Origin of the sequence: Pedobacter sp. JCM 36344 (assembly GCF_046546555.1) — a bacterium.
Taxonomy (GTDB): domain Bacteria; phylum Bacteroidota; class Bacteroidia; order Sphingobacteriales; family Sphingobacteriaceae; genus Pedobacter.
The window spans coordinates 85,140-109,071 of record NZ_JBKHKK010000001.1 but is presented as its reverse complement, the minus strand read 5'-3'; the positions used below and the strand labels follow the sequence as shown (position 1 = coordinate 109,071).

The following is a 23,932-nucleotide window of genomic DNA, read 5'->3' as shown; positions in this document are numbered from 1 at the left end:
GGATAACGAGTGGTTTGAATGACGAGTAGTTGTGCTGACGTATGAGGTTAATCCGCTCCTACTGCATTAAAAATTTAAAGGTTCCAATGTTCTTCAAAGCGATTCCTGTTCCTCTTACGACTGCACGGAGTGGATCCTCAGCCACATGTACAGGAAGTTTAGTTTTCGCAGCAACCCGTTTATCCAGTCCTCTAAGCAATGCACCGCCACCAGTCAAATAAATACCTGTTTGATATATATCCGCAGAAAGTTCTGGAGGAGTGATCTCTAAAGCTTTCAAAATCGCCTCCTCTATTTTAGAAATTGATTTATCTAAGCAATGTGCAATCTCCGTGTAAGACACAGTAATTTGTTTAGGAACACCTGTCATCAGATCTCTTCCTTGCACAGCGAAATCCGCAGGTGGGTCAGTCAGTTCAGGCAATGCCGCACCTACTTCAATCTTGATTTTCTCCGCTGTCCGATCGCCAATCATGATGTTATGTTGTCTACGGATATAATTTACAATGTCTGAGTCAAAGTTATCTCCCGCAACGCGGATGGACTGGTCGCACACGATACCTGACAAGGCTATTACGGCAATCTCTGTAGTTCCACCGCCAATATCGATAATCATATTACCCATTGGTTCTTCAACGTCAATCCCAATACCTACAGCTGCCGCCATTGGCTCGTGAATTAGATAAACTTCTTTTGCGCCAGCGATCTCTGCAGAGTCACGTACCGCACGTTTCTCCACTTCAGTAATTCCCGAAGGAATACAGATTACCATTCTTAAAGAAGGGAACATCCAACCCTTACCGCCATTAAGCATGCGGATCATGCCTTTAATCATTGCTTCAGCCGCATTAAAATCAGCGATTACCCCATCTTTCAAAGGCCTAACCGTACGGATATTATCATGCGTTTTACCTTCCATTTGCATGGCTTGTCTACCTATAGCTATGATCTTGTTTGTTTGTCTGTCAAAAGCAACAATTGATGGCTCATCAACTACAACTTTGTCATTATGTATAATCAGTGTGTTTGCAGTACCTAAATCGATAGCAACTTCCTGTGTGAACCAATTAAATAAACCCATTTATAGGTGATATTTTAAGTATTTAAAATCCTGTGTACTATAGTAATGTAAAACTACAGCTTTTTATTGTATTCGGCTGTAAATAATTAGTGTTTAAAATGTCTGATACCAGTGGTTACCATAGCAATTCCTTTTTCATTTGCCATGTTTATAGAATCGGCATCTTTTATGGATCCACCTGGCTGTAAAACTGCTGTTATTCCTGCTTCTGCGGCGATTTCAATACAATCCGGGAATGGAAAAAACGCGTCAGATGCCATCACTGATCCTTTAAGATCAAACTTGAATGCATCCGCTTTAACGATTGCCTGCTTAAGTGCGTCAACCCTTGAAGTTTGTCCAACACCACTGGCTAATAACTGATCATTTTTGACGAAAACGATTGTGTTGGACTTCGTATGTTTAACGATTTTATTCGCAAAATGCAGGTCTTTCAATTCCTGTTCAGTTGGTGCAATTGTAGTGACTGACGTCATCTGATCCGGACCTTCAATAATCAAGTCTTTGTCTTGCTCTATAACACCATTTAACAACGTTTTGAACTGCTTAGTACTTAGCTCTACGTCGTTTCTTTGCAAAATCACTCTGTTTTTTTTCGCACGGAACAGCCCCACAGCTTCCGGTTGATAGGATGGTGCAATTAGCACCTCAAAAAACAATTTGTTGATTTCACTGGCGGTTGCCAAATCGATTTCTCTATTCGCAATTAAAACACCACCAAAAGCAGAAACAGGATCACATGCCAAAGCTACATTCCAAGCTTCTAAAATGCTTGCTTTAGAAGCAAGCCCGCAGGCGTTTGTGTGCTTCAAAATTGCAAATGTTGGCTCCTCGAACTCATCGATCAAGGCCACAGCGGCATCTACATCTACCAGGTTGTTGTAAGAAAGCTCCTTACCATTTAGTTTAGTGAACATCTCATTCAGGTCGCCGTAGAATACTCCTTTTTGATGAGGATTTTCACCATACCTCAATGTTTGAGACTTGCTGATACTTTGTTTGAATACAGTAAGAGGCTCTTCATTATTAAAATAGTTGAAAATTGCAGTATCGTAATTTGACGAAGTGTGAAATGCAGTTTTTGCAAAAGATTTACGTTGAGCAATGGTTGTCTCTCCATTCTGGCTGCTCAATTGTTCTACTAACGTAGAATAGTCATCTTTCGAGGAAATGATTACTACATCATTAAAGTTTTTAGCTGCCGCGCGGATCAATGAAATTCCACCGATGTCAATCTTCTCAATGATTTCCTCATCAGTACCACCTGATTTAAGGGTTTCCTCGAAAGGGTATAAGTCCACAATTACCAAGTCGATTTCAGGGATTTCGTATTCTGCAATCTGATCTTTATCAGAAGAAAGACCTCTACGATTCAAAATACCACCAAAAACTTTAGGATGCAACGTTTTAACCCTACCACCAAGAATTGATGGATAACCCGTTAGGTCTTCGACGGCCGTAACAAGCAGATTTAAATCTTTTATAAACTGTTCAGTACCACCTGTTGAAAAAAGTTGAACTCCTTGCGCTGCAAGTAGGCGAACTAAGGGCTCCAGGCCGTCTTTATAATATACTGAAATTAAAGCGTTTTTGATCTTAATTGATTGGCTCATCCGAGAAAAAATTTGAGCCGCAAAAGTAGTTATTTTTTTATCTTTTTTACAATGCTTTCTATTACTCTTGGGTAATGAAGGTGCTCCAACTGCTGGCCTTTAAACTTGATCATTTCCAAATTGTCTTCCTTTTCTATCCTATATTTTGCCTGATGAATAAACTCGCCTTCGTCGTAGTTTTCGTCTACATAATGGATTGTAATCCCTCCCTCTGTTTCTTTTGCATCCATCACGGCCTGATGAACAAAATCTCCATACATCCCTTTGCCGCCAAATTTAGGAAGGATGGCTGGGTGGATGTTAATTATTCTCCCAGGATACTCAGAGATAAGATTCTTCGGAATCAGCCATAAAAAGCCTGCTAGCACAATTAGATCGATGTCAAGGTTTTTTAACAGGTCGATAATGTTGTCGGTGTTGTAAAATTCATTCCTGTCGAAGATGTGACTAGGGATCTCAAAGTTATCTGCCCGCTGTAAAACGTAAGCATCAGAATTATTTGTGAGCACCAATGAAATTTCCGCATCAGGACTGCGCTTAAAATATTCCATCAGTTTCTGTGCATTCGATCCTGATCCGGAAGCAAATATGGCGATACGTATTTTCATTAAGCTAAAGATTTCTTAGATGTGCTTCAAAAATAACATTTTATGTTTTTAATGAAAGGTCTTTGCGTCTTTTTGTGACAGATTGTGAATTTCTACAAAAGCCACAGTTTTTAAATACCGTAAAATTTATGACAGATTCCCAGATTTGTTACAACCCATTACTAATTACATTAATATTGATGAAAAATATTTGCCGAATGCTTTTGTAATTTAAAAACATTAATTCTATATTTGCAGTCCGAAAAAAGCAGAAGGAAAGGGCTTGACCCTAACTATAAAATATTATAATAACAAAAAATGGCAAATCATAAATCTTCACTAAAAAGAATCAGGGCAAACGCAACTAAACGTTTACGTAATAGATATCAAGCAAAAACCACTCGTACGTTTATAAAAAGACTGCGTGCTGCTGAAGATAAAAAAACTGGTCTTGAGCTACTTCCAAAAGTAGTGTCAATGTTAGACCGTTTAGCTAAGAAAAGTGTTATCCACAAAAATAAAGCAGCAAACAATAAATCAAAGCTGACTAAGTTTGTTAATAACTTAAAATAAGTAGAGCTTTATAAAATATTAAAACGTCATGTGCAGCGCACATGACGTTTTTTTTTGCCTAAAGTTCAGCGGATGTTTTCCATATGAATGCATATGATCAAAAACTTGGAATAAAACTATGGGCAGAAGCAGATCGGCCCCGCGAAAAGATGTTGCTGAACGGCCGCCGTCACCTTACAGATGCTGAACTCATTGCCATCCTAATAGGATCAGGTAGTAGAAATGAATCTGCAGTTGACCTCAGTAAAAGGATTTTATCTTTTTACGATAACGACCTGGATAATCTGGGCAAAGCTTCGATTGTAGATCTGTCAAAATTTAAGGGTATTGGTGAGGCTAAAGCCATAAGTGTTGTAGCAGGACTGGAACTTGGTCGTCGCCGGAAGGAGCTGGGTAGTGCTAATGAAGTGCAGAAGATCACATCTTCAAGAGATGCTTTTAATATTCTCTTTCCGGTTTTCTCCGACCTCAACCACGAGGAATTTTGGATTTTAATTCTCAATCGTGCAAACTGTGTGGTCAGTAAGCAACTGATCAGCAAAGGAGGAATGGCAGGTACAGTAGCAGATCCGAAAATTATCTTCAAGGTTTCCCTGGAGCAGAACGGCGCTTGTATCATACTCGCACACAACCACCCTTCAGGCAATCTTAAACCAAGTCAGCAGGATATAGCCATCACCAAGAAACTGGTTGAGGCAGGTAAGATGCTGGATTTACTCGTACTTGACCACCTGATTTTCAGCAATAACTTATTTTATAGCTTCGGCGATGAGGGTTTAATATAATAATAGGATAAAATAATATCTTTGCGGTTTCAAACGGATATCATAAAATGAAGATTTCATACAATTGGCTTAAGCAATTCATCAAAACTGATAAAACACCACAAGAACTTTCATTGATCCTCACTGATATAGGTTTGGAGGTGGAATCGTTGGAAACAGTACAGCCTGTTGTAGGGGGTTTAGAAGGTTTGGTGGTTGGACATGTCCTTACTTGTGTTCAGCATCCAAATGCTGATCGCTTGCGTGTAACTACGGTTGATGTTGCCGGAGCAGAACCTTTGCAGATTGTATGTGGAGCACCAAATGTTTCAGCTGGACAAAAGGTTGTGGTTGCTGTTGTAGGTACTACCGTTCACCCGAATGAAGGCGAGCCATTTAAAATCAACAAGTCGAAAATAAGGGGAGAAGCTTCTGAGGGTATGATCTGTGCAGAGGATGAAATCGGTCTAGGTGCATCTCATGCAGGCATCATGGTGCTTCCTGAAGAAACTCTAGTAGGAATTCCTGCAAAACAATATTTTAAACTCGAAGATGATTATTTGTACGAGATTGGATTAACCCCAAACAGAGCCGATGCAGCTTCGCATTTGGGAGTTGCCAGAGATTTAGCAGCTTATTTTCGCACGCAAATCCAATTGCCTGATATCTCCCTATTTCAAGCTCCCGAAAATGCAGACCTAGTTAAGGTTGAAGTAGAAGATACGCTGGCTTGTCCGCGCTACAGCAGCTTGTCCATCACTGGCGTAACAGTTGCTCCATCCCCAGAGTGGTTACAGGATAAATTGAAAGTTATTGGAATCAGGCCAGTTAACAATATAGTCGACATCACCAATTATGTATTGCATGACCTTGGTCAGCCGCTTCATGCATTTGACGCAGATCAGATAAAAGGTAATGTGATAAAAGTTAAAAAGTGTGCTGAAGGTACGCCGTTCATTACACTTGATGGGGTGGAAAGAAAACTCTCTGCGGAGGACCTAATGATTTGTGATGCAGAAAAGCCCTTGTGTATTGCCGGAGTTTTTGGAGGTCAGGGATCGGGAGTTTCAGGAAGTACTGTTAATGTGTTTTTGGAAAGTGCTTATTTCAATTCCGTATCCGTTAGGAAGACCTCAAAGCGTTTTGCATTAAAGACTGACGCCTCGTTCAGGTTTGAACGTGGTACTGATCCAGAGATCACAGTATACGCGCTAAAACGTGCAGCATTGTTAATTCAGGAAATTGCAGGTGGAACTATCGCATCAGCGGTTTCTGATATTTATCCGCAAGAAATCAAACCTTTCAATGTCGACGTAACCTACGCAAACATCAATAAATTGATAGGTGCTCAAATTCCGTCAGAGGAGATAAAATCGATTATCACCGCTTTAGGAATTACTGTTGCTACGGAAACAACGGAGCGCCTGCAGCTGAGAGTGCCAAGCTTTAAAGTTGATGTTACCCGCGAGTGTGATATTACTGAGGAGGTTTTGCGGATCTATGGCTACAATAACATCGAAATACCAAGCAAGATCAATGCTTCCCTGTCTTATATCGCCAAGCCAAACAAAGAGCAAACTCAACATTTTGTTGCTGATATGCTCAGTGCAAACGGATACCTGGAGATTCTATGCAACTCGTTGACTAAAGGCGCTTATTCTAAGAAACCTGAAGAGGCGGTGCAGATTCTCAACCCGCTAAGTTCAGATTTGAATGTAATGCGGCAGGAATTATTGATGCCGGCTCTGGAAAGCGTTGCTTACAACCTCAATAGAAAAAGCGCCGACATTAAGTTTTATGAGTTCGGGAAGACTTACCATCTGATCAATGAAAAATATGTAGAGCGGCCACGTTTGCTATTGGTATTATCTGGTGCAGTACAATCCGAGCAATGGAATCAAAAGATAAGTCCGGTAAGCTTCTATAATTTAAAGTCTGCGGTGGATGCTGTTATCGGAAGGATGGGCATCAGCAATTATCAATCTGAAGAGTTGAGTGATGAGAACTTCGCTTTCGGCTTAAAATACTTTCGTGGCGACAAGGCAATCGTTTCATTTGGGGCGGTGAATGCTGCGGATAAGAAGAAAGCGGACATTGATAAAGACGTCTACTATGCAGATTTCGACTGGGACTTGTTACTTGATATCGTTAGAAAGAACAAGATCATCAACAAAGAAATCCCTAAGTTTCCTGCGGTGAGAAGGGATTTGTCGATGTTAGTAGATACGGCTGTTACCTTTGATGACTTAAAAACCATTGCCTTTAAGACAGATAAGAAGCTGATCAGGAGCGTTCAGGTATTTGATGTTTACGTAGGAGATAAGCTACCTGAGGGTAAGAAGTCGTATGCGCTGAACTTTACGTTACAGGACGATGAGCAGACTTTGACAGACAAACAGATCGATTCGGTTATGCAAAAGATTATATATAACTTAGCACAGACCGCCAAAGCTGAGGTTAGAAAATAATTTTATAGCTTTTAGGAAATAATTTTAAGAACAAATTTAATAGCGTAGATGTCTCCCGTTGCCGGCCAGTTAAGTTCAGTGTTAAATAAAACAGCTCGCCTGATCGAGCTTTGCAATGCTTTGCAAGAAGAAAATGACCTATTGAAGTTGGAAAATGAATCGGTAAAGGTTGCGTTAGACGGTTCTAAAATTAAGACCAAGGATTTGGAAGAGAAGCTGCGGGTTTTAAAGCTTGCGAAGAGTATTGAGGGAACAAGTGAAAAGTCTCTTGATATAAAGCAAAAAATTAACGAATTTGTGCGTGAAATTGATAAGTGTGTTGTATTGCTTAAGAAGTAAGGAATACCAGAAAGTGAAACAAAGCTAAGAAATGGGAGAGATCTCGATAAAAATAACTATTTCCGACCGTATCTATCCGTTAAAAGTAAATACAGAAGAGGAAGAAATTGTAAGGCGTGCAGCCAAGATTATCAATGAACGCATAAAGGACTATCAGGAGAATTATGCGGTTAGGGATAAGCAGGATTTGCTTTCTATGGCAGTATTGCACTACGCGACGGCGGTATTACGGGTGGAGAACAAGGTTCAAAATCAGGATACCGAGGTGGCCGACAAGGTCGAGGAATTAGATAGTTTATTAAGCGATTTTTTCTCCAAATAGGAGCGTTCTTTATAATTAGTACAAAAAATAACAAAGATATAGCCGCAGCTAGTTTTTGAGTTTCACTATTTTTAAAACTTAACACTTCAATATTTATAGGATTGAGAGGGTGTATTTCATTTACGTTCCGTACCTGAAAATGACTTAAATCCTAATTATAATTAGTTGAGGTTTTTAAAACGAGGGGCTTAGAAGTTAGTTGCGGTTTTTTTATAACAAGAATTTTTAACGTTAATGCATATTGCATGAATAGTTTTTTACATAAAATAGAATGGAAGTATTAGGGATAATAGGATATGTACTCGCCGGCTTAGTGATCGGTGTATTAATCGGCAGGTATCTGCTGCGCAGTCTGCTTAAAAAGCAAGAAACGGCAGTACAGAATAAAGTGAAAAAGATTCTTAAGGACGCAGAAAGTAATGCGGAGATCTTGAAAAAAGACAGGATGCTAGAAGCGAAAGAGAAGTTTCTTCAATTAAAATCAGAACACGAACAAGAAGTTACGACTAAGAATAACGCAATTAATCAACGTGAAAACACGCTAAAACAGAAGGAGCAATCCTTAAACTCTAAGCTTGAGAATGCTACACGTAAGGATCAGGAGATGGATAGCCATAGAAAGAACCTTGAAAAGCAGACAGATCTTGCTGTTAAAAAGCAGGAAGAAGTTGAGGTACTTAAAAACCAACACGTAAAACAATTAGAGACTATCGCCGGTTTAAGCGCCGAAGAAGCAAAAAACCAACTTATTGAAAACATGAAGCAAGAAGCGCGCACTCAAGCGATGATCCAGGTAAAGGATATTGTTGATGAGGCGAAGCTCACTGCTACCAAAGAAGCTAAGAAGGTCGTCATTCAAACCATCCAGCGCACTGCGGTTGAAGCAGCGATTGAAAATACCGTGTCTGTTTTCCATATTGAGAGTGATGAAATTAAGGGTAGAGTAATTGGTAGAGAAGGCCGGAATATTCGTGCTTTGGAAGCTGCTACTGGAATCGAGATTATTGTTGATGACACTCCAGAAGCAATCATCTTATCTGGTTTTGATCCAGTAAGAAGAGAAATAGCACGTTTAGCATTACACCGCTTGGTTACGGATGGTAGGATTCACCCTGCACGTATTGAAGAGGTTGTTGCCAAAACAAAAAAGCAGATAGAAGATGAGATCGTAGAAATTGGTGAGCGTACGGTGATTGACCTTGGTATCCATGGTTTGCATCCTGAGTTGATCAGAATGGTTGGTCGTATGCGTTACCGTTCTTCATACGGTCAAAACTTGTTACATCACTCCCGTGAAGTAGCGAATTTCTGTGCAACTATGGCTGCAGAGCTAGGTTTGAATGCTAAAATGGCTAAACGTGCCGGTTTACTACATGATATAGGTAAAGTGCCTGATGATAATCCTGAATTGCCTCACGCAATACTAGGTATGCAGCTCGCTGAAAAATATAAGGAACATCCGGAGATTTGTAACGCCATTGGTGCTCACCACGATGAAATAGAGATGACATCTATGATCTCTCCAATTATACAGGCTTGTGATGCAATCTCTGGTGCCCGTCCCGGTGCAAGACGCGAAGTTGTTGAGAGCTACATCAAACGTTTAAAAGAATTGGAAGAACTGGCAATGTCTTACCCTGGCGTAGAGAAAACATTCGCTATCCAGGCAGGTAGGGAGTTAAGGGTTATCGTTGAAAGCGAAAGAATCACTGATCAACAGGCTGAGTTGCTTGCGGCAGATATTTCCAATAGAATTCAAACAGAGATGACCTATCCTGGACAGATCAAAGTGACTGTAATCAGAGAAACCAGATCTGTTGCTTTCGCTAAGTAAGCAATTGAGCATTTATAAAAGCGATAGGTAATGCTATCGCTTTTTTTATTTTTACAGAATAAAGCCAAATACGCATGAAAACGATCGAGAGAACTGAAGTAGACATCCTGTTCGATAAATATGCAGAGAGTCATCAAAACCATACCAATGAAATTATTCATTGGATTTGTGTTCCTCTAATTGTTTTTAGTCTGCTGGGCATTGTCTGGGCAATACCATTTCCTCATCTTGAGTTTCTTGGGAGGTATAACGGATTTCTTAATTGGGCATCTTTCTTAATCGCATTTTCATTGTATTATTATTTTACTTTGTCGCCAGTTCTGTCCTTCATGATGCTGTGGATAATCGGTTTGATGAGTTATGGCGTAGTACAGTTGGAGTACTGGGAAGCTGCCGGCGGACCGGCGCTGTGGCTGTCTTCTCTTGCTATTTTTATATTAGCCTGGCTGGGTCAGTTCATTGGACATAAAATTGAAGGTAAGAAGCCTTCATTCTTAGATGATGTTAAGTTTTTGTTAATTGGCCCAATATGGTTATTGCACTTCATTTGCAAACGAGTGGGGATAAAATATTAATTCCTTGGCTACTTAACATGAAATTAACATTGCGGTAAACAAATGGTAATTTACACCTAACATATCCCTAACACTGTGGTAATAGCTTTGCTGAAAATTAATACATAGCAAATTGAAATCACAATTGAATCTTAAGAAGGCGTTAACCACATTACTTTTTGTAGTGCTGTGCGCAACAGTATTCGCACAAACAGGAAAAATTTCAGGAAAGGTATCCGACAAGAAAAGTGGAGAAACACTTATCGGGGTTACTGTTAAAATTAAGGGTACCACTACTGGTATGGCTACTGACGTAGATGGAAGGTATTCACTTCCTGGTTTAGCTGCCGGAAAATACACATTAGTGTTCCAATATGTTGGCTACAAAGGTAAAGAGATCAGTGACGTAATCGTAACTGCCGGAAAAACCACTGTCTTTGACCTGGTATTAGATGAAGCAGGGGGTGAAAACCTAAGTGAGGTAGTAATACAAGGTAGTTTTAAAAAGGAGAGTATTAATGCCTTGTACGCACAGCAAAAGAATAGCGCTTCGATCTCTGATGGTATTTCATCGGAAGCTATTAGGCGCTCTCCAGATAGAAACACATCTGATGTATTGAAAAGAGTTAGTGGAGCCACAATTCAGGATAACAAGTTTGTAGTTATACGTGGACTAAGCGACCGTTACAACACAGCCTTGTTAGACGGTGCTTCATTGCCAAGTACAGAACCAAATAGAAAAGCCTTTTCATTCGATATCGTACCCTCAAATTTAGTAGATAACTTAATAATCAGCAAAACTGCCACACCTGACCTTCCGGGAGATTTTACAGGTGGTGCTGTTCAAATTCAAACGAAAGATATCCCAGAACAAAACTTTATTAGTTTCGGTGTCGGTACTGGATATAACTCAGTTGCTACTTTTAACAATTTTCAAAGCGGACCAAGGACTGCCGGCGATTTTTTAGGATATAGCGATGGAAAAAGAAATCTTGCTGATAATTTTCCTACACGTAATAAAATTGTAGCTGGAACAGTAACTCCTGCACAACAAATTGCGGCTCTTAAGACATTACCTCAAGATTGGAACATCTACAATAATAGCGCTTTGCCAACCCAGAATTATCAATTTACAATTGGTAGAGTAAAGGATTTGAGCGATAACAAAAGGTTTGGTGCCATTGCATCCTTAACCTATCGTAACTCTCAGACAGTGAATAAGGATCTGTATAGAAATTATAATACTTACGACTATATCGACAATCAATACAAGTTCTCAACCAATGTTGGTGCATTAGCTAACTTTGCATACAATTATGGTGGTAGTAAGATCACATTTAAAAATATCTACAATAAGAGTCTTGACGATCAGTACTTATATCGTGAAGGAACTTACTCACAAAATAACGATCTAAGATACTATGCCTTCGATCTTATGGAGAAATCCTTGTTGAAGTCTACTTTAGAGGGTACCCATAAATTGGGAGATAATAATGCAAAGATCAATTGGTCTGCTGCCTACAGTAATATCAAAAATGACCAGCCTGACCAGAGGAAAATCAGTTACAACAGACAGATTTCAAGTGGTCCTGATGCACCGTTTACAGCAGCTATATTTAACCAAGGTAAAGAAAATGCAAGGTTAACCACTAAATTAAATGAAGATATATTTTCTGGAAGTGTGAACTATACACTGCCACTTAATATGTTCCAGAAAGCCTCTACATTCAAAGTGGGCGCTAATTCACAATACCGTGTAAGAGATTTTTATTCAAGATTCATCACACTTTCTCTTGACCCTACAAAGGTTGCAGACTTTGAAGCGATCTCACAAAGACCGGTTCAAACATTATTTTCTCAAACATTAATCAATAGAGGTGTTTATCAATTAGGTGACTTAGCGCTTCCATCAGATACTTATAATGGTACTTCATTCATCAATGCTGCTTATGCCATGTTAGATAACAAACTTGGCGAAAAATTCAGAGTAGTTTGGGGAGTAAGAGCAGAACAATTCAATTTAGATCTTAAAACCGCAGATGCTACACTTGCGCCGATCGTTAGAGACGAATTGAAAGTGTTGCCATCAGTTAACTTCACTTACAGTTTAACTGAAAAAAGTAATCTGAGAGCTTCATATTACAGAAGTTTGGCTAGACCTGAATTTAGAGAGTTAGCACCCTCATCATACTATGACTATGAGTTTTCTTCATCTTATTCAGGAAATCCCAACCTAAAAACAACAGATGTAGATAATTTAGATATCAGATATGAAATCTATCCAGAAGCTGGGCAAATCCTTTCCGTATCAGGTTTTTATAAAAGATTTAGGAATGCGATTGAAGGAGTATTGAATGACGAACAATCTCTGCCGAACACATCCTATTTCAATTCTAAAAATGCAAATGTATATGGTGTCGAATTAGAGTTGCGTAAATCACTCGACTTTTTAGGGGAATCCACTTTCTTAAAAAGCACCTCCATTTACTCAAATGTTACTCTAGTTAAATCTGTGGTGACCAATCCTACCGACAGACCTTATATAGATAAGAAAAGACCAATGGTAGGACAGGCTCCTTATGTTGTAAATGCCGGGATCCAATCAGCATTCCTGGAAAATAAGCTTTCATTCAATGCTTTATATAACCGTATTGGAAGAAGAATTAACAAAGCATCAGGGATCCTTTTCCCTAGTATCTGGGAAGCTCCACGTAATGTAGTGGATCTTCAAATAGGTTATAAAGTGCTGAAAAGTAAAGGAGAAGTTAAATTTAATGCAGGCGATATTCTGAATGATAACATTCTTTTCTACTGGGATCGTGACAATAGTAAAAATTATAGCGCAAATTCTACTGATGAGACAATTAGCAGATATAAACCTGGTAGTAATTACAGCTTATCATTCTCTTACACGTTCTAGTATTAAATTGATGTTAACATTATCTTCAAACAGACAACATACAATTAATACATACATAATACTGGCTTAAAATAGCAATATGATATTTGCAGTACAAAAAATGATTAGAAATAATAAAAGCAATAAAATGAGAAACAAACTATTAGTATTCGCCTTAGCACTTGTAATTGGTGTAACAGGATGTTCAAAAAATCCATCTTTAGTTGAAGAACCAGAAGGTCCTACTACTGGTGTAGTTGAAGTATCAGGAGATATCACAGCAAATACAAACTGGACTGCAGATAAGATTTATCTATTGAAGGGAAATATATTTGTAACTAACAATACTACGCTGACAATTGCTCCAGGAACTATTATCAAAGGTGACAAAGCTACTAAAGGCGCACTAATTATTTCTCGTGGTTCTAAAATCAATGCAGCTGGTACAGTAGACAAACCAATTGTATTCACATCATCACAAGCATCAGGTGCGCGTACTCCAGGTGATTGGGGTGGTTTGATCATCTTAGGTAAAGCGGTGTCCAATAATGGTACATCAGCTAACGTTGAAGGTATCCCGGCTTCTTTAGGAGAAAAGACTTTATATGGTGGAACTGACAATGCAGACAATTCTGGCGTATTAACTTATGTACGTATTGAATTCGCTGGTATTCCATTGTTGCCAGATGTTGAGATTAACGGATTAACACTTGGTGGTGTAGGTTCAGGAACAGTTATTGATTATGTGGAGGTTTATCGTTCTGGTGATGATGCTTTCGAATTCTTCGGAGGTTCAGTAAATGCAAAACATTTGATAGCCATCGGAACTGTTGATGATGATTTTGATACTGACAATGGTTACTCTGGTAGAGTCCAGTTTGCATTGGCTCAACGTGCACAGGTTGTAGCAGACGTTAGTGGTTCAAATGGTTTTGAATCTGATAACAACTCTGCCGGCTCGGCTGTTGCTCCACTTACTTCTGCAGTGTTTAGTAACATGACAATCGTTGGCCCACAACTTACCGCTACTTCTACAAGTGGTGTAAACGCAAACTTTCAACATGGCGTTCAAATTCGTAGAAACTCATCTATGAGTCTATTCAATTCTATTATAGGAAATTATCCAGAAGGTATTTTTATTGATGATGCGCTACCAGCAACTGGAAACAACTCATCAGCTAATTTCCTTTCTGGCGCTTTAGCGATTAAAGGCAACCTAATCTACGGTTCAAATACAAAATCAAACGAAATTAAAGCATCTTCAGTAGCTACCAAAGCATTGCTTGAAACAACTTTAAGAGCAGAAAACTCATTTGTTGCTGGTTCATCTATCACTGAATTGTTAACTGATCCATTGAAATATGGCTTAGATTTTAAAGCTGCTGGTAATGCTAACGCAGGTACACCAGACTTTACTATAAAATCTGGATCAGTTGCTGCAACTGGTGCTGCATTTACTAATGCTAAATTAACTTCTGGTTTTGAAGTTGTACTTTATAAAGGCGCTTTTGGAACTACTAACTGGGCTGCTGGTTGGGCAAATTTTGATCCACAAGTATTGCCTTACACTACTCCTGGTGCTGTAAAATAATATCTAAAAACTAAAATATTGTAATCCTTGAAAAGGCCCTGATCATTGATCGGGGCCTTTTCTTTGCCTAAAGCTTTCTCCTAAAAATGAGTTAACATATTCATAACATATCAACTCTAGCAGCTTGCGTTCAAAACGCGTATCTGTGTTAAATAGAATCCATGAAAACTTTTACTCAAACATTTCTTTTAGTACTACTTCTAATCGCTGCCAGTTCTTGCACTAAGGATGACGACCACATTGAAAATCTAGATGAACAAGGTTTAACTCAATGTCCCGAGAACTCAAACTGTAAATATGTACATACTAATAATGCTGATTTACCTAATCCATCCAGCACTACACCAAAGAATGGAAGTTATAGGGTGTTTTTGATTGAAATTAGTAGTAGGTTGAACACAAGATCGCTGTTTATTAAAGCTCCTATGAAAGGGAATGCTTTTTCATTAACTAATAAGGACATTCAAGCTGGTAATGTAATGCTGTTTAATATAAGCTGTCCTACTTGTTTCTCCAGTGTTGCAGCTTTTCAAATAATCGGAGGATATATTAGAGGAAAAAAATTGAATTCAACTGCCTCGTAAAGTAGCGAAAAATGGTTGTTAGAAACTAGGCTGTTCTTATCTGTAGAAAATACCAACATCAAAGATACGATCTCAATTAAGCAGTGCTACAATTACAACCCATAACATGCCGTATTCATTTATCGTAGTCAAACTTAACGGGTTGATAACTGTAAACCACCTGATACGTCAAATCTTTAAGCTTGGCACTTATCTTACCCATACTGAGGTCATCCTTTTGAGGGGTAGGCTCACAAATAGAGTAAACTTTACCATTATACAGAATTGGATCCCCAACCGGTTTATCAAACTGAACAGCCATGGTGATGTGCGTAGGATAAAGCAAGGCGATCATAGGTACATTATATATCTCTTTTACCAAATAGAAAAATAAAGCAACCCTGTCATCGCAATCGCTGTATTTAGAGAACAGGGTTTCTTCAGGAGATAGCCGTTTTTCTTTGCCAAAGTTATCTTCATCATTCTGATACAGAAATGCATATCTGGTAAAATTCATGAGGTAATCAACACCTTTTTTCTGTCCCATGCCAATTACATTCTTTTTAAGCAAAGGTATTAATGAACTATAAGTCTCTTTAGTTAACGGAATATTAAAGTAAGATTCAAAGTCTACGCCTGGATAGTTCCTGAATATTGCGTCCACCTCTGGATTGAGTTTGATGTTAAAATGATAAGCGCGATGCTTATAACTAAATTCTATCTTTTTCTCTTTATAGTTTTCAGGTTTAAAGTCGGGCATTCGGGTCACCTTATAGGAAAAAGCCCTTTTCGCCTCTGGTATCCCGATCATATCATATGTCGGGGCATCATTTAAATTGGCATGTTCATAATCATGGTAATTTAAGCACATGTATTTTTTATTCTTAAACATGATGAATGGTATGTCTGCAATTTCCTCATTATTGTATACGTAGAAAATAATCCTGTTATTTGCAATAGTAAGTCTTGCATCATAGCCTGACTTCACCATCAGAAACCACTTGTAGAAGGTATAACGCTCGTAATTGTCTTTTTTCGGACTGATAGCTTCTGCTGTTTTTCTGATTAATTGGTAATATAACCAATCATTCAAATCATGCTTTTCTTTGTAGTTCGTTAAAGAATCCAGAACAGGCCCGTAGTTGCTTTTATTTAAATGTTGGTAACTGCGATGGATGTAATCTTCGGTCAGTTCGATAGAGTCGCGCAGAACTATGCTGGAGTCGATATAGAGATTAAAGGTTTTATTGTAAAGCTCAAAACTCGTATTATACCCTTGCGCCTGACTTACTCCAGGTGCTATAGTCAAAAACAAAATTATACCCGCGGTTATTCTTTGCGACGCGCTCATAAGATGTTAATTTACATTATGGTAATATTAAATATACAATTAATTAACATACAACACATATTAAGTTTCTGCCTCATTTTGCTAATAAAGTAATAAATACTTAACAACTTCTTAATAGTCTAACTCTACATTTGTTGCATAGATACCTGGTTAGTATTTATAAGTTCGGTTTAGTTGATAATGGAAAGCCCCGATGGATGTCAGGGCTTTTTAATTTACTATTTGTTAACATTGAAGTCGTTGCTTAACATAATGATAATACATGAGTAACATGGAATTAACATAAATTTGCAATTATGAATAAGAAAAAACGTAAAGCTTTTAAAGAAGCTTCCAAAAAATCGGCTATCCAGGAAATAACAAAAACAGTTGTTGACCAATTAAATGTTATCACAGTTGATTTAGGTCAGGATTCGAAGAAACTTAAGAAAGAAATAGAGAAACGCTCTGCTCAATTAGCAAAAAAGCTGGTTAAAAAGTTAAAAATAGCTAAGCCTATTATTAAGGAAGTGATTATAGAAGAACTCGCTCCCGCTAGCGTCTAAAGATTTTTACCTATCCGTTCCAACATTTCAGTGGGTATATTCTGAGTATCTACCAATAAAAACCCATCCAAACAATCTGAAAACTTAGGATCTATATTGAAGCAGATGATCTTTGCATTCAAGTTCATATACTGCCTTAATAATACAGGTATCTTGATGTGAGTACTCTCAATGTCTGAGATCAAACTATCAAGATTTTTCAATGAGTCACTCGTTTCTACCAAAAGATCTTTATCAATACCAGATAAATCGGCTTTGAATTTGTTCTTAGGCTTCACAAGGTGAGCAAGTTCATAGTCGAAATGGTTCTTCGTGATATAATCAACAATCAGAGATTTAGAAAATTTAGAAAACTTATTGCTGATACTAACAGGTCCGAACATGTACCTGTACTGTGGGTTGTCCAATAAATATTTCAATATTCCCTTCCACAGCAAAAATAGTGGCAACGGTTTTTGCTGGTATTCCTTACGGATCCAGGACCTGCCCAACTCTATCCCTTTTCTTAATATTGGATAGAATGGCTCTTTGATCTTAAAAAGTTCCGAAAGATAAAAGCCCCTACGACCCATGGTATCCAGGATCTCATCACCTTTACCGATCCGGTAAGCACCCACAATGTTTTGCAAGTCTTTATCCCAAATAAAAAGATGACTGTAGTAAATGTCGTAGTTGTCCAGGTCAATCTTTTTATTAGTTCCTTCTCCAACTTCCCTGAAAGTAATTTCCCTAAGCCGGCCTATCTCTCTTAAAATGTTGGGAATGTTTACGGTGGGAGTAATGTACACTTCATAGCTTTTTTCGGTCCACACCCTGAAACCCTCAAGTTGCTCTACTTCTTCAACTATTTTGTTGCGGTCAGTTTCTTCAATAATCTGTTCAGGCTTCTTCTTTATTTTAAAAAGATTGATTGGATTAAATAGCTTTCGTTCCTCGTCAAGTCCGGTTCCTAATGCGTAAGTTCTTGCCCGAAGGAAATCCAACAGTTTATTTGTGTTGTTCTTGTAAGAAATATCCTCGATATTAATCGGCTTACCGATCCTCACCTTAATCTTAAGGCCTTGCTTATTTAAAAATTCTGAAGGAAGTTTGGCAGTTCTTAGTGTGGGATGTATAAAGCTGAGGATATTAAACAATACGCCATTGTTTCCATGGAAATAAATGGGCACAACAGGTACTTTCGCTCTTGCAATTAACTTTCCTACCACCGGATGCCATAGCCTATCGGTAATCTCCTGCTTGTCTAAACTAAAAGTCGATACCTCTCCTGCCGGAAAAATCCCTATAGGTGTTCCGCTTTGCAGCAGGTCGAACGTTGCTTTCAATCCGCTGATACTTGATGAATGCTGTACATTTTCAAAGGGGTTAACTGCAACAAAGAATTCGCTAAGATTAGGGATTTTTTTTAGGATAAAGTTGACCATCACCTTTGCTTCCGGTCTAACTGTGCACAGTAGCTTTACAAGTGCAAGGCCTTCAATACCCCCATAGGGATGATTTGCAATTGCGATGAAGCCGCCGGTTTTCGGAATGTTTTTTAGATCATTTTCGTCAAAGTCAATCTTTACTCCAATGGTTTCCAGAATCTTATCAACAAACTCTAATCCACTGAAATGCACATTCTGCGAAAAAACTTTATTGATATCATTGAGCTTCATCATCTCCATAAGTAGTGCTGCGAGGCCGGGAACACCCAGTTTGTCTATTTTTGTAGCCTTTGCAAACTCTTGAGTGGTGATGATTTTCATGTAGTTTTGTTTGAGGAATAATATGCAATCTCAAAAATAAGATTTATATTTTTAAATAACAGTGGTACATTAGTTCCACGATGAGAAAATGGCTAAATAACTACTTTGATTTTACCAAAAGTGAATTTAACGGCCTGCTGGTCTTGATCGTCCTTATTGCCTTAGTTACTGCAGCTCCCTATGCTTACTCGCTTGTTGTAAAGGACGAGTATAACGAGGAAGATTACCTTGTCGTACAAAGACTTATTCTTAAAAATGAAGACGAAACTGTTTCGGAAAAGCTTGACAATACTGGCTATAAGAAAAAATCAGAATATTCAGCTCGGAAAATGAAGGCATCGTTGTTTTCTTTCGATCCGAATCTGATTGATCAGGATGATTGGATTCGTTTGGGCTTGTCAGAAAGGCAGGCTGCTGCTATTATAAAGTATGTCGGGAAAGGAGGTCAGTTCAGGCAGGTGGAAGACTTGAAGAAAATGTATATAATTACCCCGGAGAAGTATCTCGAGATCTTCCCTTATGTGAAAATTGCAAAATCTTTAAAAAGCAGTGTCGGGAACGCAAACGAACAAAAAGGCCTGATTTTCAATCAGCCATCCGTGAAAAACGCAGACGGCATTAAAGTTAAGTCTAGCAACTTGTATCCCTCCAAGGCGGCAGTTATGGTAGAGATCAACGGTGCGGACAGTGCTAGCCTAGATGATATTAGAGGCATAGGACCGGCCTTTGCCCTAAGAATTTTGAACTATAGGGAGCGAATAGGTGGCTACGTGAGTAAGGAGCAATTAATGGAAGTATTCGGATTAGACTCCTTAAAATATTCGGAAATCAAAAATCAAATTAGGGTGGATGCCAGATCAATCAGGAGAATTAATATTAACACCGTCACAACAGATAACTTCCAAAACCATCCATATTTGCGTTTTAAGCAGATAAATGCAATTGTACAGTATAGGAAACAACACGGGAATTATAGTAATGTTGCAGACCTGGCCAAAGTTTTGGTAATTCCTGCAGAAACCATTGTTCGCCTGGCACCTTATCTTACCTTTTAATATGATAGCATCAAAAATAAAACACACTGTAAGGGATGTACATGATTTCCCAAAACCAGGAATCATCTTTAAGGACATCACACCAATATTGAAAGATTACAAATTATGTGCTGAAATAAGCAGAGAATTAATGCTGCAAGTGAAGGATTTGGAAATTGATGTAGTAGCAGGCATCGAAAGCAGGGGCTTTTTGTTCGGCCCGCAACTCGCACAACTTTTACAAGTACCTTTTGTGCCCATTCGCAAAGCTGGTAAGCTGCCATACAAAACCATTCAGGAATCCTATCACCTAGAGTATGGGTCTGCAATAATTGAATGCCATGAGGATGCATTACTGAAGGGACAACGCGTACTCATTCACGATGATCTTTTGGCGACTGGCGGAACTGTAGTAGCTGCAACAAAGCTTATCCAACAATTGCGGGCGGAGCTGGTTGGTTACTCCTTTATAATTTCCCTTGATTTTTTAAATGGAAAGGACAGGCTAAAGCCTTACTCCGAAAAGGTATTTTCACTGGCCTCTTACTAATCTACGCTCCGCTTATCCGGCGGCGAGGTAAAGAAAAATGGCTATCATCGCCAAAGCGACCATTTTTAAGATAAAAATGCAGAGTTGAGTGGTGATAGTTTTTGTTGGTTTGGTTGTCATTGTAGGCATTTAATTAATAATTTTTAATATCTTGTTGGCAAATTTAGCTTTTGCGGAAACTTCAATCAACTGAGAAAACACGCATGTTTTTAATATTAGATCCTTTACAAGTAGCGTAATGTCAAAAGAAAATTTTGGAGATTATTTAAAGAATTTCATTACTACAGTGCCGGCAGACTTAGAAAGTGAGCAGGCGCAATACTTCAAACAAACAATTCCTAAATTTCCTGAAGAGGCTATCTACATCTATTCTTTCAAAGAAAACCGAATGATTTTTGCCTGGGGTTGGGAAGAAGTGGTTGGTTATCAGGATGAGGAGATCAATATGATTGCTATTGTAAGTATGTCGGCACCTGAGTTTGCTCCATTTTCACGTGATCTTAATGATAAGGCGTTAAGGTTTATCCATAACAAGACCGAGAATTTGGAACAATACAGCTTCGCTATCGAGCTTAAAAAAATTCATAAAGATGGAAGCCTTGTGCCTGTCATCGCAAGAGTAGGGGTTTTTCGTTCAGAAAACGGGTGTGTTGAATCTATTATAGGGCGTTTTCAGATCAACAGAAGTCTTATTTTTGGCCGGGTTATGCGTTATGCCCTTTACGGTCCGGAAAGGAATAAGTTTGAAGAGGAGCTTAGTAAGGCTTTATTCAGTCACCTGGCTATTTCGAATAAAGAAAAAGAAGCGTTATCGCTTGTGGCAAATGGGTATTCATTCAAGGAAATTGCACACGAGCTTAAGGTGTCGCACTCAGCAATCGAAAAAAGAATCATCCCTTTATACAAACGATTTGAAGTAAAAAGTTTAACTCATTTAGTAAGTTTTGCGTATGACAACTTTATTCTTCCTTAGCTAGACTTCTTCAAGGTCAATTACTTTAATATTGGAATCGTCAACTCCGATCTGGTTGAGCAAGAGTTTCCATTTCTCTTCCAGCTTGCTGGTTGGGTCATCACTTCCCATCACCCATACTATATTTTTATCCCTAATATTTTCAATGTTATTGGGGCCGTTGTCTAAATTGTTCAAGATTTCATAGAACAGCCCGGTACTGATGATATCGCTGCGAACCGGTTTCCCGGGGTTTATGTCGTCAATTACTAAAAGGTCACATTTTCTCCAGTCCCAAAGAGATCTTTCGTACTCCCTTTCTGGTGGATCATAAAACATACTTAACAGTTTTACCGCAGTTACATAGCTGCAGCAACTGCTTTTAATGGAAGCCTCGGTGGCGAGTGCAACAGCCAATGTCGTTTTTCCAGTACCCTTTGATCCAAAGATTAGAATATGCTTTCCTTTCTGTTTTTGCTTTAAGAATTCGAGGATGTAAGTGACGTTGGCGTCTTTTATGGAATTGTTCCATTGGCTTAAACGCAACTGAAAAGGATATTCTGCGTTTTGAAGCAACATTTTGGTGGTATACCAGTAATAGGCGGGATAAGCGACAAGCAATGTTAGCCCACCAAGACCAAGTAACATTTCAAAGTGATAATTGCAGATCAGACTCGCCGCAAGCGCCCCTATTCCAAAATATACAAGATCTGTCAAAGTATCAAAGGTCACGTTGTACCAGGCAGGCTGAAAGATATACCTACCATTACTTAACGCTTCCTTTCTGGAAGACTCCTTCCAAATCAATGGTTTTAAGAAATTGTAAGTCTCAAAAAGAATCCAGCCTCCCCAAACTACAAAGGCCGACCAGTATTCGGCATTTGCAACAGGCGAATTGATTCGAATGAATGAAAGAAACTTTACGATGTTAGAATTTGTTGAGCTAAGAAAGAAATGGAGGACAACGGTGGGGATAAAGCCCAGAGAAAAGTGCCCAAATTGGTTTGCCAGCCAGGCATATGTTAGGGTAACTCCTCTATAGGAATCTTTGCCTATCAAGTCTCTGTTGAACTGTTGATAGATCTGGTACAAGGTGAATGGTCTCATGAAAATTAAATCTTAGCGTTGTTTGGTGGCCTAAATCTATAAAAAATTAAAAAGTTTCTAAGCATTTTTAATAGCTTAAAACAGGGATATAGGGATTCTGAACTAAATACCGTTTCGTTCTACTTTCAAGCGAATATACTATTGCCTTTCTTGGTGCATAATTTGTTATAATTGACTCAATTCAAGCAAGTAATATGTTAGAAATTATAAATAATTCTGAAGGATATAGCTTCAGTATCTCAGAGGATCAGCAGATGATCCGTGCGATGGTTAGCGATTTTGCGGAGAAAAGTATTCGTCCGCATGTGATGGAATGGGATGAGGTTCAACATTTTCCGATTGAAGTATTTAAGGAACTTGGCGCGCTTGGTTTAATGGGTGTGTTGGTGCCTGAAGAATATGGTGGTTCAGGACTGGGATATCAGGAATATGTAGACGTAATAGTTGGCATTGCTAAGGTTTGCGGCTCTATCGGACTCTCATTAGCCGCGCACAATTCCTTATGCACGGGCCATATTATGACTTTCGCAAATGATGCTCAGAAGCAACAGTGGTTGCCAAAGCTAGCAACTGCGGAGTGGATAGGTGCTTGGGGCCTGACAGAAGCTAACACAGGTTCTGATGCATTAAGAATGATGACTACCGCTGTTCTAGATGGTGATGAATACGTGATAAATGGTTCGAAGAACTGGATTACCCATGGAAAGAGTGGTGATGTGGCCGTAGTTATGGTAAGAACAGGAGAGAAAGGAAGTTCAAAAGGCATTTCTGCAATTGTAGTAGAGCGGGGAACACCGGGATTCTCCGCCGGAAAAAAAGAGAACAAACTTGGAATGCGTGCTTCTGAGACTACAGAAATGATTTTTGACAATTGCCGGGTTCCTAAAGAGAATTTATTGGGACAAGAGGGCGAGGGATTTAAACAAGCCATGAAGGTATTAGATGGTGGCAGAATTTCTATTGCTGCTTTAGCTCTGGGTATAGCCAAAGGTGCTTACGAAGCTGCATTGGCTTATGCCAAAGAACGACATCAATTTGGTCAACCTATCGCTAATTTTCAAGGCATTAGTTTTAAGCTAGCCGATATGGCTACAGAGATTGAGGCTGCAGAATTATTGATCAGACAGGCTGCCGATCTAAAAAACCGTAAATTGCCAATGACTAAAGAATCTGCAATGGCAAAGTATTTCGCATCAGAAGTCTCGGTACGAGTAGCTACTGAAGCTGTACAGATTTTTGGGGGCTATGGTTACACTAAAGACTTCCCTGTGGAGAAATTTTATAGGGATAGCAAATTGTGTACTATAGGTGAAGGAACTTCTGAAATTCAAAAGATAGTTATTGCGAGAGAAGTGTTGAACGGATAGGGTCTAATTGCGCCTGCCAACAGATAAGGGCTGATTCGGGTTGTGCTTTGGGTGTTGGCGCCTTGTACCCGGGGTGTTTACGCGGTGAGG

The 23,932-nt window shown here is 38.9% G+C and carries 21 protein-coding genes; 15 read left to right on the top strand and 6 right to left on the bottom strand.

Annotated elements, in window-relative coordinates; translation table 11 throughout:
• Window positions 1–58: 58 nt before the first annotated feature.
• The 3 genes from ACHFIZ_RS00530 to purN form a co-directional block, all read right to left on the bottom strand.
• Window positions 59–1,081, bottom strand: a complete 1,023-nt coding sequence (locus ACHFIZ_RS00530; protein WP_285058856.1) for a rod shape-determining protein — start codon at window positions 1,079–1,081, stop codon at window positions 59–61.
• Between the two features lie 86 nt (window positions 1,082–1,167).
• Window positions 1,168–2,694 carry a bifunctional phosphoribosylaminoimidazolecarboxamide formyltransferase/IMP cyclohydrolase gene (purH, locus tag ACHFIZ_RS00525; protein WP_410881783.1) on the bottom strand — a complete coding sequence of 509 codons (1,527 nt, stop codon included), beginning with the start codon at window positions 2,692–2,694 and terminating at the stop codon, window positions 1,168–1,170.
• A 29-nt stretch (window positions 2,695–2,723) separates the two neighbouring features.
• Window positions 2,724–3,302, bottom strand: coding sequence for a phosphoribosylglycinamide formyltransferase (gene purN, locus ACHFIZ_RS00520; protein WP_410881782.1), 579 nt, complete (start codon window positions 3,300–3,302; stop codon window positions 2,724–2,726).
• A gap of 297 nt (window positions 3,303–3,599) precedes the next feature.
• Here purN and rpsT point away from each other — a divergent pair, with 297 nt between their 5' ends.
• From rpsT to ACHFIZ_RS00470, 10 genes are all read left to right on the top strand, one after another.
• The gene (gene rpsT / locus ACHFIZ_RS00515; RefSeq protein WP_410881781.1) at window positions 3,600–3,854 is read left to right on the top strand and encodes a 30S ribosomal protein S20; all 255 of its coding nucleotides are present in this window, start codon (window positions 3,600–3,602) and stop codon (window positions 3,852–3,854) included.
• Between the two features lie 83 nt (window positions 3,855–3,937).
• A complete protein-coding gene (radC, locus tag ACHFIZ_RS00510) occupies window positions 3,938–4,639 on the top strand; it encodes a RadC family protein (RefSeq protein WP_410881780.1) in 702 nt (233 codons plus the stop codon).
• 47 nt (window positions 4,640–4,686) lie between these two features.
• Window positions 4,687–7,086, top strand: a complete 2,400-nt coding sequence (gene pheT / locus ACHFIZ_RS00505) for a phenylalanine--tRNA ligase subunit beta (protein ID WP_410881779.1) — start codon at window positions 4,687–4,689, stop codon at window positions 7,084–7,086.
• Window positions 7,087–7,134: 48 nt separating this feature from the next.
• The gene (locus tag ACHFIZ_RS00500) at window positions 7,135–7,425 is read left to right on the top strand and encodes a hypothetical protein (RefSeq protein WP_410881778.1); all 291 of its coding nucleotides are present in this window, start codon (window positions 7,135–7,137) and stop codon (window positions 7,423–7,425) included.
• A gap of 31 nt (window positions 7,426–7,456) precedes the next feature.
• The gene (locus ACHFIZ_RS00495) at window positions 7,457–7,747 is read left to right on the top strand and encodes a cell division protein ZapA (RefSeq protein ID WP_410881777.1); all 291 of its coding nucleotides are present in this window, start codon (window positions 7,457–7,459) and stop codon (window positions 7,745–7,747) included.
• Between the two features lie 271 nt (window positions 7,748–8,018).
• Window positions 8,019–9,581: a ribonuclease Y gene (gene rny / locus ACHFIZ_RS00490; RefSeq protein ID WP_410881776.1), complete on the top strand. Its 1,563-nt coding sequence runs from the start codon at window positions 8,019–8,021 to the stop codon at window positions 9,579–9,581.
• Between the two features lie 74 nt (window positions 9,582–9,655).
• Complete coding sequence (locus tag ACHFIZ_RS00485) at window positions 9,656–10,156, top strand: DUF962 domain-containing protein (RefSeq protein ID WP_410881775.1); 501 nt, start codon at window positions 9,656–9,658, stop codon at window positions 10,154–10,156.
• Between the two features lie 124 nt (window positions 10,157–10,280).
• On the top strand, window positions 10,281–13,055 hold the full coding sequence (locus ACHFIZ_RS00480; RefSeq protein WP_410881774.1) for a TonB-dependent receptor domain-containing protein: 2,775 nt from the start codon (window positions 10,281–10,283) through the stop codon (window positions 13,053–13,055).
• A gap of 127 nt (window positions 13,056–13,182) precedes the next feature.
• Window positions 13,183–14,625 carry a hypothetical protein gene (locus ACHFIZ_RS00475; RefSeq protein WP_410881773.1) on the top strand — a complete coding sequence of 481 codons (1,443 nt, stop codon included), beginning with the start codon at window positions 13,183–13,185 and terminating at the stop codon, window positions 14,623–14,625.
• A 161-nt stretch (window positions 14,626–14,786) separates the two neighbouring features.
• On the top strand, window positions 14,787–15,209 hold the full coding sequence (locus tag ACHFIZ_RS00470; protein WP_410881772.1) for a hypothetical protein: 423 nt from the start codon (window positions 14,787–14,789) through the stop codon (window positions 15,207–15,209).
• Window positions 15,210–15,324: 115 nt separating this feature from the next.
• On the opposite strand, the gene ACHFIZ_RS00465 is transcribed toward ACHFIZ_RS00470, so the two are convergent.
• The gene (locus ACHFIZ_RS00465; protein WP_410881771.1) at window positions 15,325–16,539 is read right to left on the bottom strand and encodes a hypothetical protein; all 1,215 of its coding nucleotides are present in this window, start codon (window positions 16,537–16,539) and stop codon (window positions 15,325–15,327) included.
• A 296-nt stretch (window positions 16,540–16,835) separates the two neighbouring features.
• Between ACHFIZ_RS00465 and ACHFIZ_RS00460 the strand changes: the two genes are divergently transcribed.
• A complete protein-coding gene (locus tag ACHFIZ_RS00460; RefSeq protein WP_410881770.1) occupies window positions 16,836–17,084 on the top strand; it encodes a hypothetical protein in 249 nt (82 codons plus the stop codon).
• Here ACHFIZ_RS00460 and ACHFIZ_RS00455 read toward each other — a convergent pair.
• Window positions 17,081–18,832: a lysophospholipid acyltransferase family protein gene (locus ACHFIZ_RS00455; protein ID WP_410881769.1), complete on the bottom strand. Its 1,752-nt coding sequence runs from the start codon at window positions 18,830–18,832 to the stop codon at window positions 17,081–17,083. The genes ACHFIZ_RS00460 and ACHFIZ_RS00455 overlap by 4 nt on opposite strands.
• 80 nt (window positions 18,833–18,912) lie before the next feature.
• On the opposite strand from ACHFIZ_RS00455, the gene ACHFIZ_RS00450 reads away from it, so the two are divergent.
• From ACHFIZ_RS00450 to ACHFIZ_RS00440, 3 genes are all read left to right on the top strand, one after another.
• Window positions 18,913–19,887, top strand: coding sequence for a ComEA family DNA-binding protein (locus ACHFIZ_RS00450; protein WP_410881768.1), 975 nt, complete (start codon window positions 18,913–18,915; stop codon window positions 19,885–19,887).
• A 1-nt stretch (window position 19,888) separates the two neighbouring features.
• A complete protein-coding gene (locus ACHFIZ_RS00445) occupies window positions 19,889–20,416 on the top strand; it encodes an adenine phosphoribosyltransferase (RefSeq protein WP_410881767.1) in 528 nt (175 codons plus the stop codon).
• A 238-nt stretch (window positions 20,417–20,654) separates the two neighbouring features.
• Window positions 20,655–21,389 carry a LuxR C-terminal-related transcriptional regulator gene (locus tag ACHFIZ_RS00440; RefSeq protein ID WP_410881766.1) on the top strand — a complete coding sequence of 245 codons (735 nt, stop codon included), beginning with the start codon at window positions 20,655–20,657 and terminating at the stop codon, window positions 21,387–21,389.
• On the opposite strand, the gene ACHFIZ_RS00435 is transcribed toward ACHFIZ_RS00440, so the two are convergent.
• Window positions 21,390–22,475 carry an ATP-binding protein gene (locus tag ACHFIZ_RS00435; protein ID WP_410881765.1) on the bottom strand — a complete coding sequence of 362 codons (1,086 nt, stop codon included), beginning with the start codon at window positions 22,473–22,475 and terminating at the stop codon, window positions 21,390–21,392.
• Between the two features lie 194 nt (window positions 22,476–22,669).
• Between ACHFIZ_RS00435 and ACHFIZ_RS00430 the strand changes: the two genes are divergently transcribed.
• Complete coding sequence (locus tag ACHFIZ_RS00430; RefSeq protein WP_410881764.1) at window positions 22,670–23,842, top strand: acyl-CoA dehydrogenase; 1,173 nt, start codon at window positions 22,670–22,672, stop codon at window positions 23,840–23,842.
• The last annotated feature ends 90 nt before the right edge of the window (window positions 23,843–23,932 follow it).

Coding starts and splice junctions, on each gene's coding strand:
- pheT (WP_410881779.1), top strand. CDS start 4,687: ATGAAGATTTCATACAATTGGCTTAAGCAATTCATCAAAACTGATAAA.
- ACHFIZ_RS00460 (WP_410881770.1), top strand. CDS start 16,836: ATGAATAAGAAAAAACGTAAAGCTTTTAAAGAAGCTTCCAAAAAATCG.
- ACHFIZ_RS00450 (WP_410881768.1), top strand. CDS start 18,913: ATGAGAAAATGGCTAAATAACTACTTTGATTTTACCAAAAGTGAATTT.
- purH (WP_410881783.1), bottom strand. CDS start 2,694: ATGAGCCAATCAATTAAGATCAAAAACGCTTTAATTTCAGTATATTAT.
- ACHFIZ_RS00435 (WP_410881765.1), bottom strand. CDS start 22,475: ATGAGACCATTCACCTTGTACCAGATCTATCAACAGTTCAACAGAGAC.
- ACHFIZ_RS00470 (WP_410881772.1), top strand. CDS start 14,787: ATGAAAACTTTTACTCAAACATTTCTTTTAGTACTACTTCTAATCGCT.
- rny (WP_410881776.1), top strand. CDS start 8,019: ATGGAAGTATTAGGGATAATAGGATATGTACTCGCCGGCTTAGTGATC.
- rpsT (WP_410881781.1), top strand. CDS start 3,600: ATGGCAAATCATAAATCTTCACTAAAAAGAATCAGGGCAAACGCAACT.
- ACHFIZ_RS00475 (WP_410881773.1), top strand. CDS start 13,183: ATGAGAAACAAACTATTAGTATTCGCCTTAGCACTTGTAATTGGTGTA.
- ACHFIZ_RS00530 (WP_285058856.1), bottom strand. CDS start 1,081: ATGGGTTTATTTAATTGGTTCACACAGGAAGTTGCTATCGATTTAGGT.
- ACHFIZ_RS00455 (WP_410881769.1), bottom strand. CDS start 18,832: ATGAAAATCATCACCACTCAAGAGTTTGCAAAGGCTACAAAAATAGAC.
- ACHFIZ_RS00485 (WP_410881775.1), top strand. CDS start 9,656: ATGAAAACGATCGAGAGAACTGAAGTAGACATCCTGTTCGATAAATAT.
- ACHFIZ_RS00430 (WP_410881764.1), top strand. CDS start 22,670: ATGTTAGAAATTATAAATAATTCTGAAGGATATAGCTTCAGTATCTCA.
- ACHFIZ_RS00465 (WP_410881771.1), bottom strand. CDS start 16,539: ATGAGCGCGTCGCAAAGAATAACCGCGGGTATAATTTTGTTTTTGACT.
- ACHFIZ_RS00440 (WP_410881766.1), top strand. CDS start 20,655: ATGTCAAAAGAAAATTTTGGAGATTATTTAAAGAATTTCATTACTACA.
- ACHFIZ_RS00495 (WP_410881777.1), top strand. CDS start 7,457: ATGGGAGAGATCTCGATAAAAATAACTATTTCCGACCGTATCTATCCG.
- purN (WP_410881782.1), bottom strand. CDS start 3,302: ATGAAAATACGTATCGCCATATTTGCTTCCGGATCAGGATCGAATGCA.
- radC (WP_410881780.1), top strand. CDS start 3,938: ATGAATGCATATGATCAAAAACTTGGAATAAAACTATGGGCAGAAGCA.
- ACHFIZ_RS00445 (WP_410881767.1), top strand. CDS start 19,889: ATGATAGCATCAAAAATAAAACACACTGTAAGGGATGTACATGATTTC.
- ACHFIZ_RS00500 (WP_410881778.1), top strand. CDS start 7,135: ATGTCTCCCGTTGCCGGCCAGTTAAGTTCAGTGTTAAATAAAACAGCT.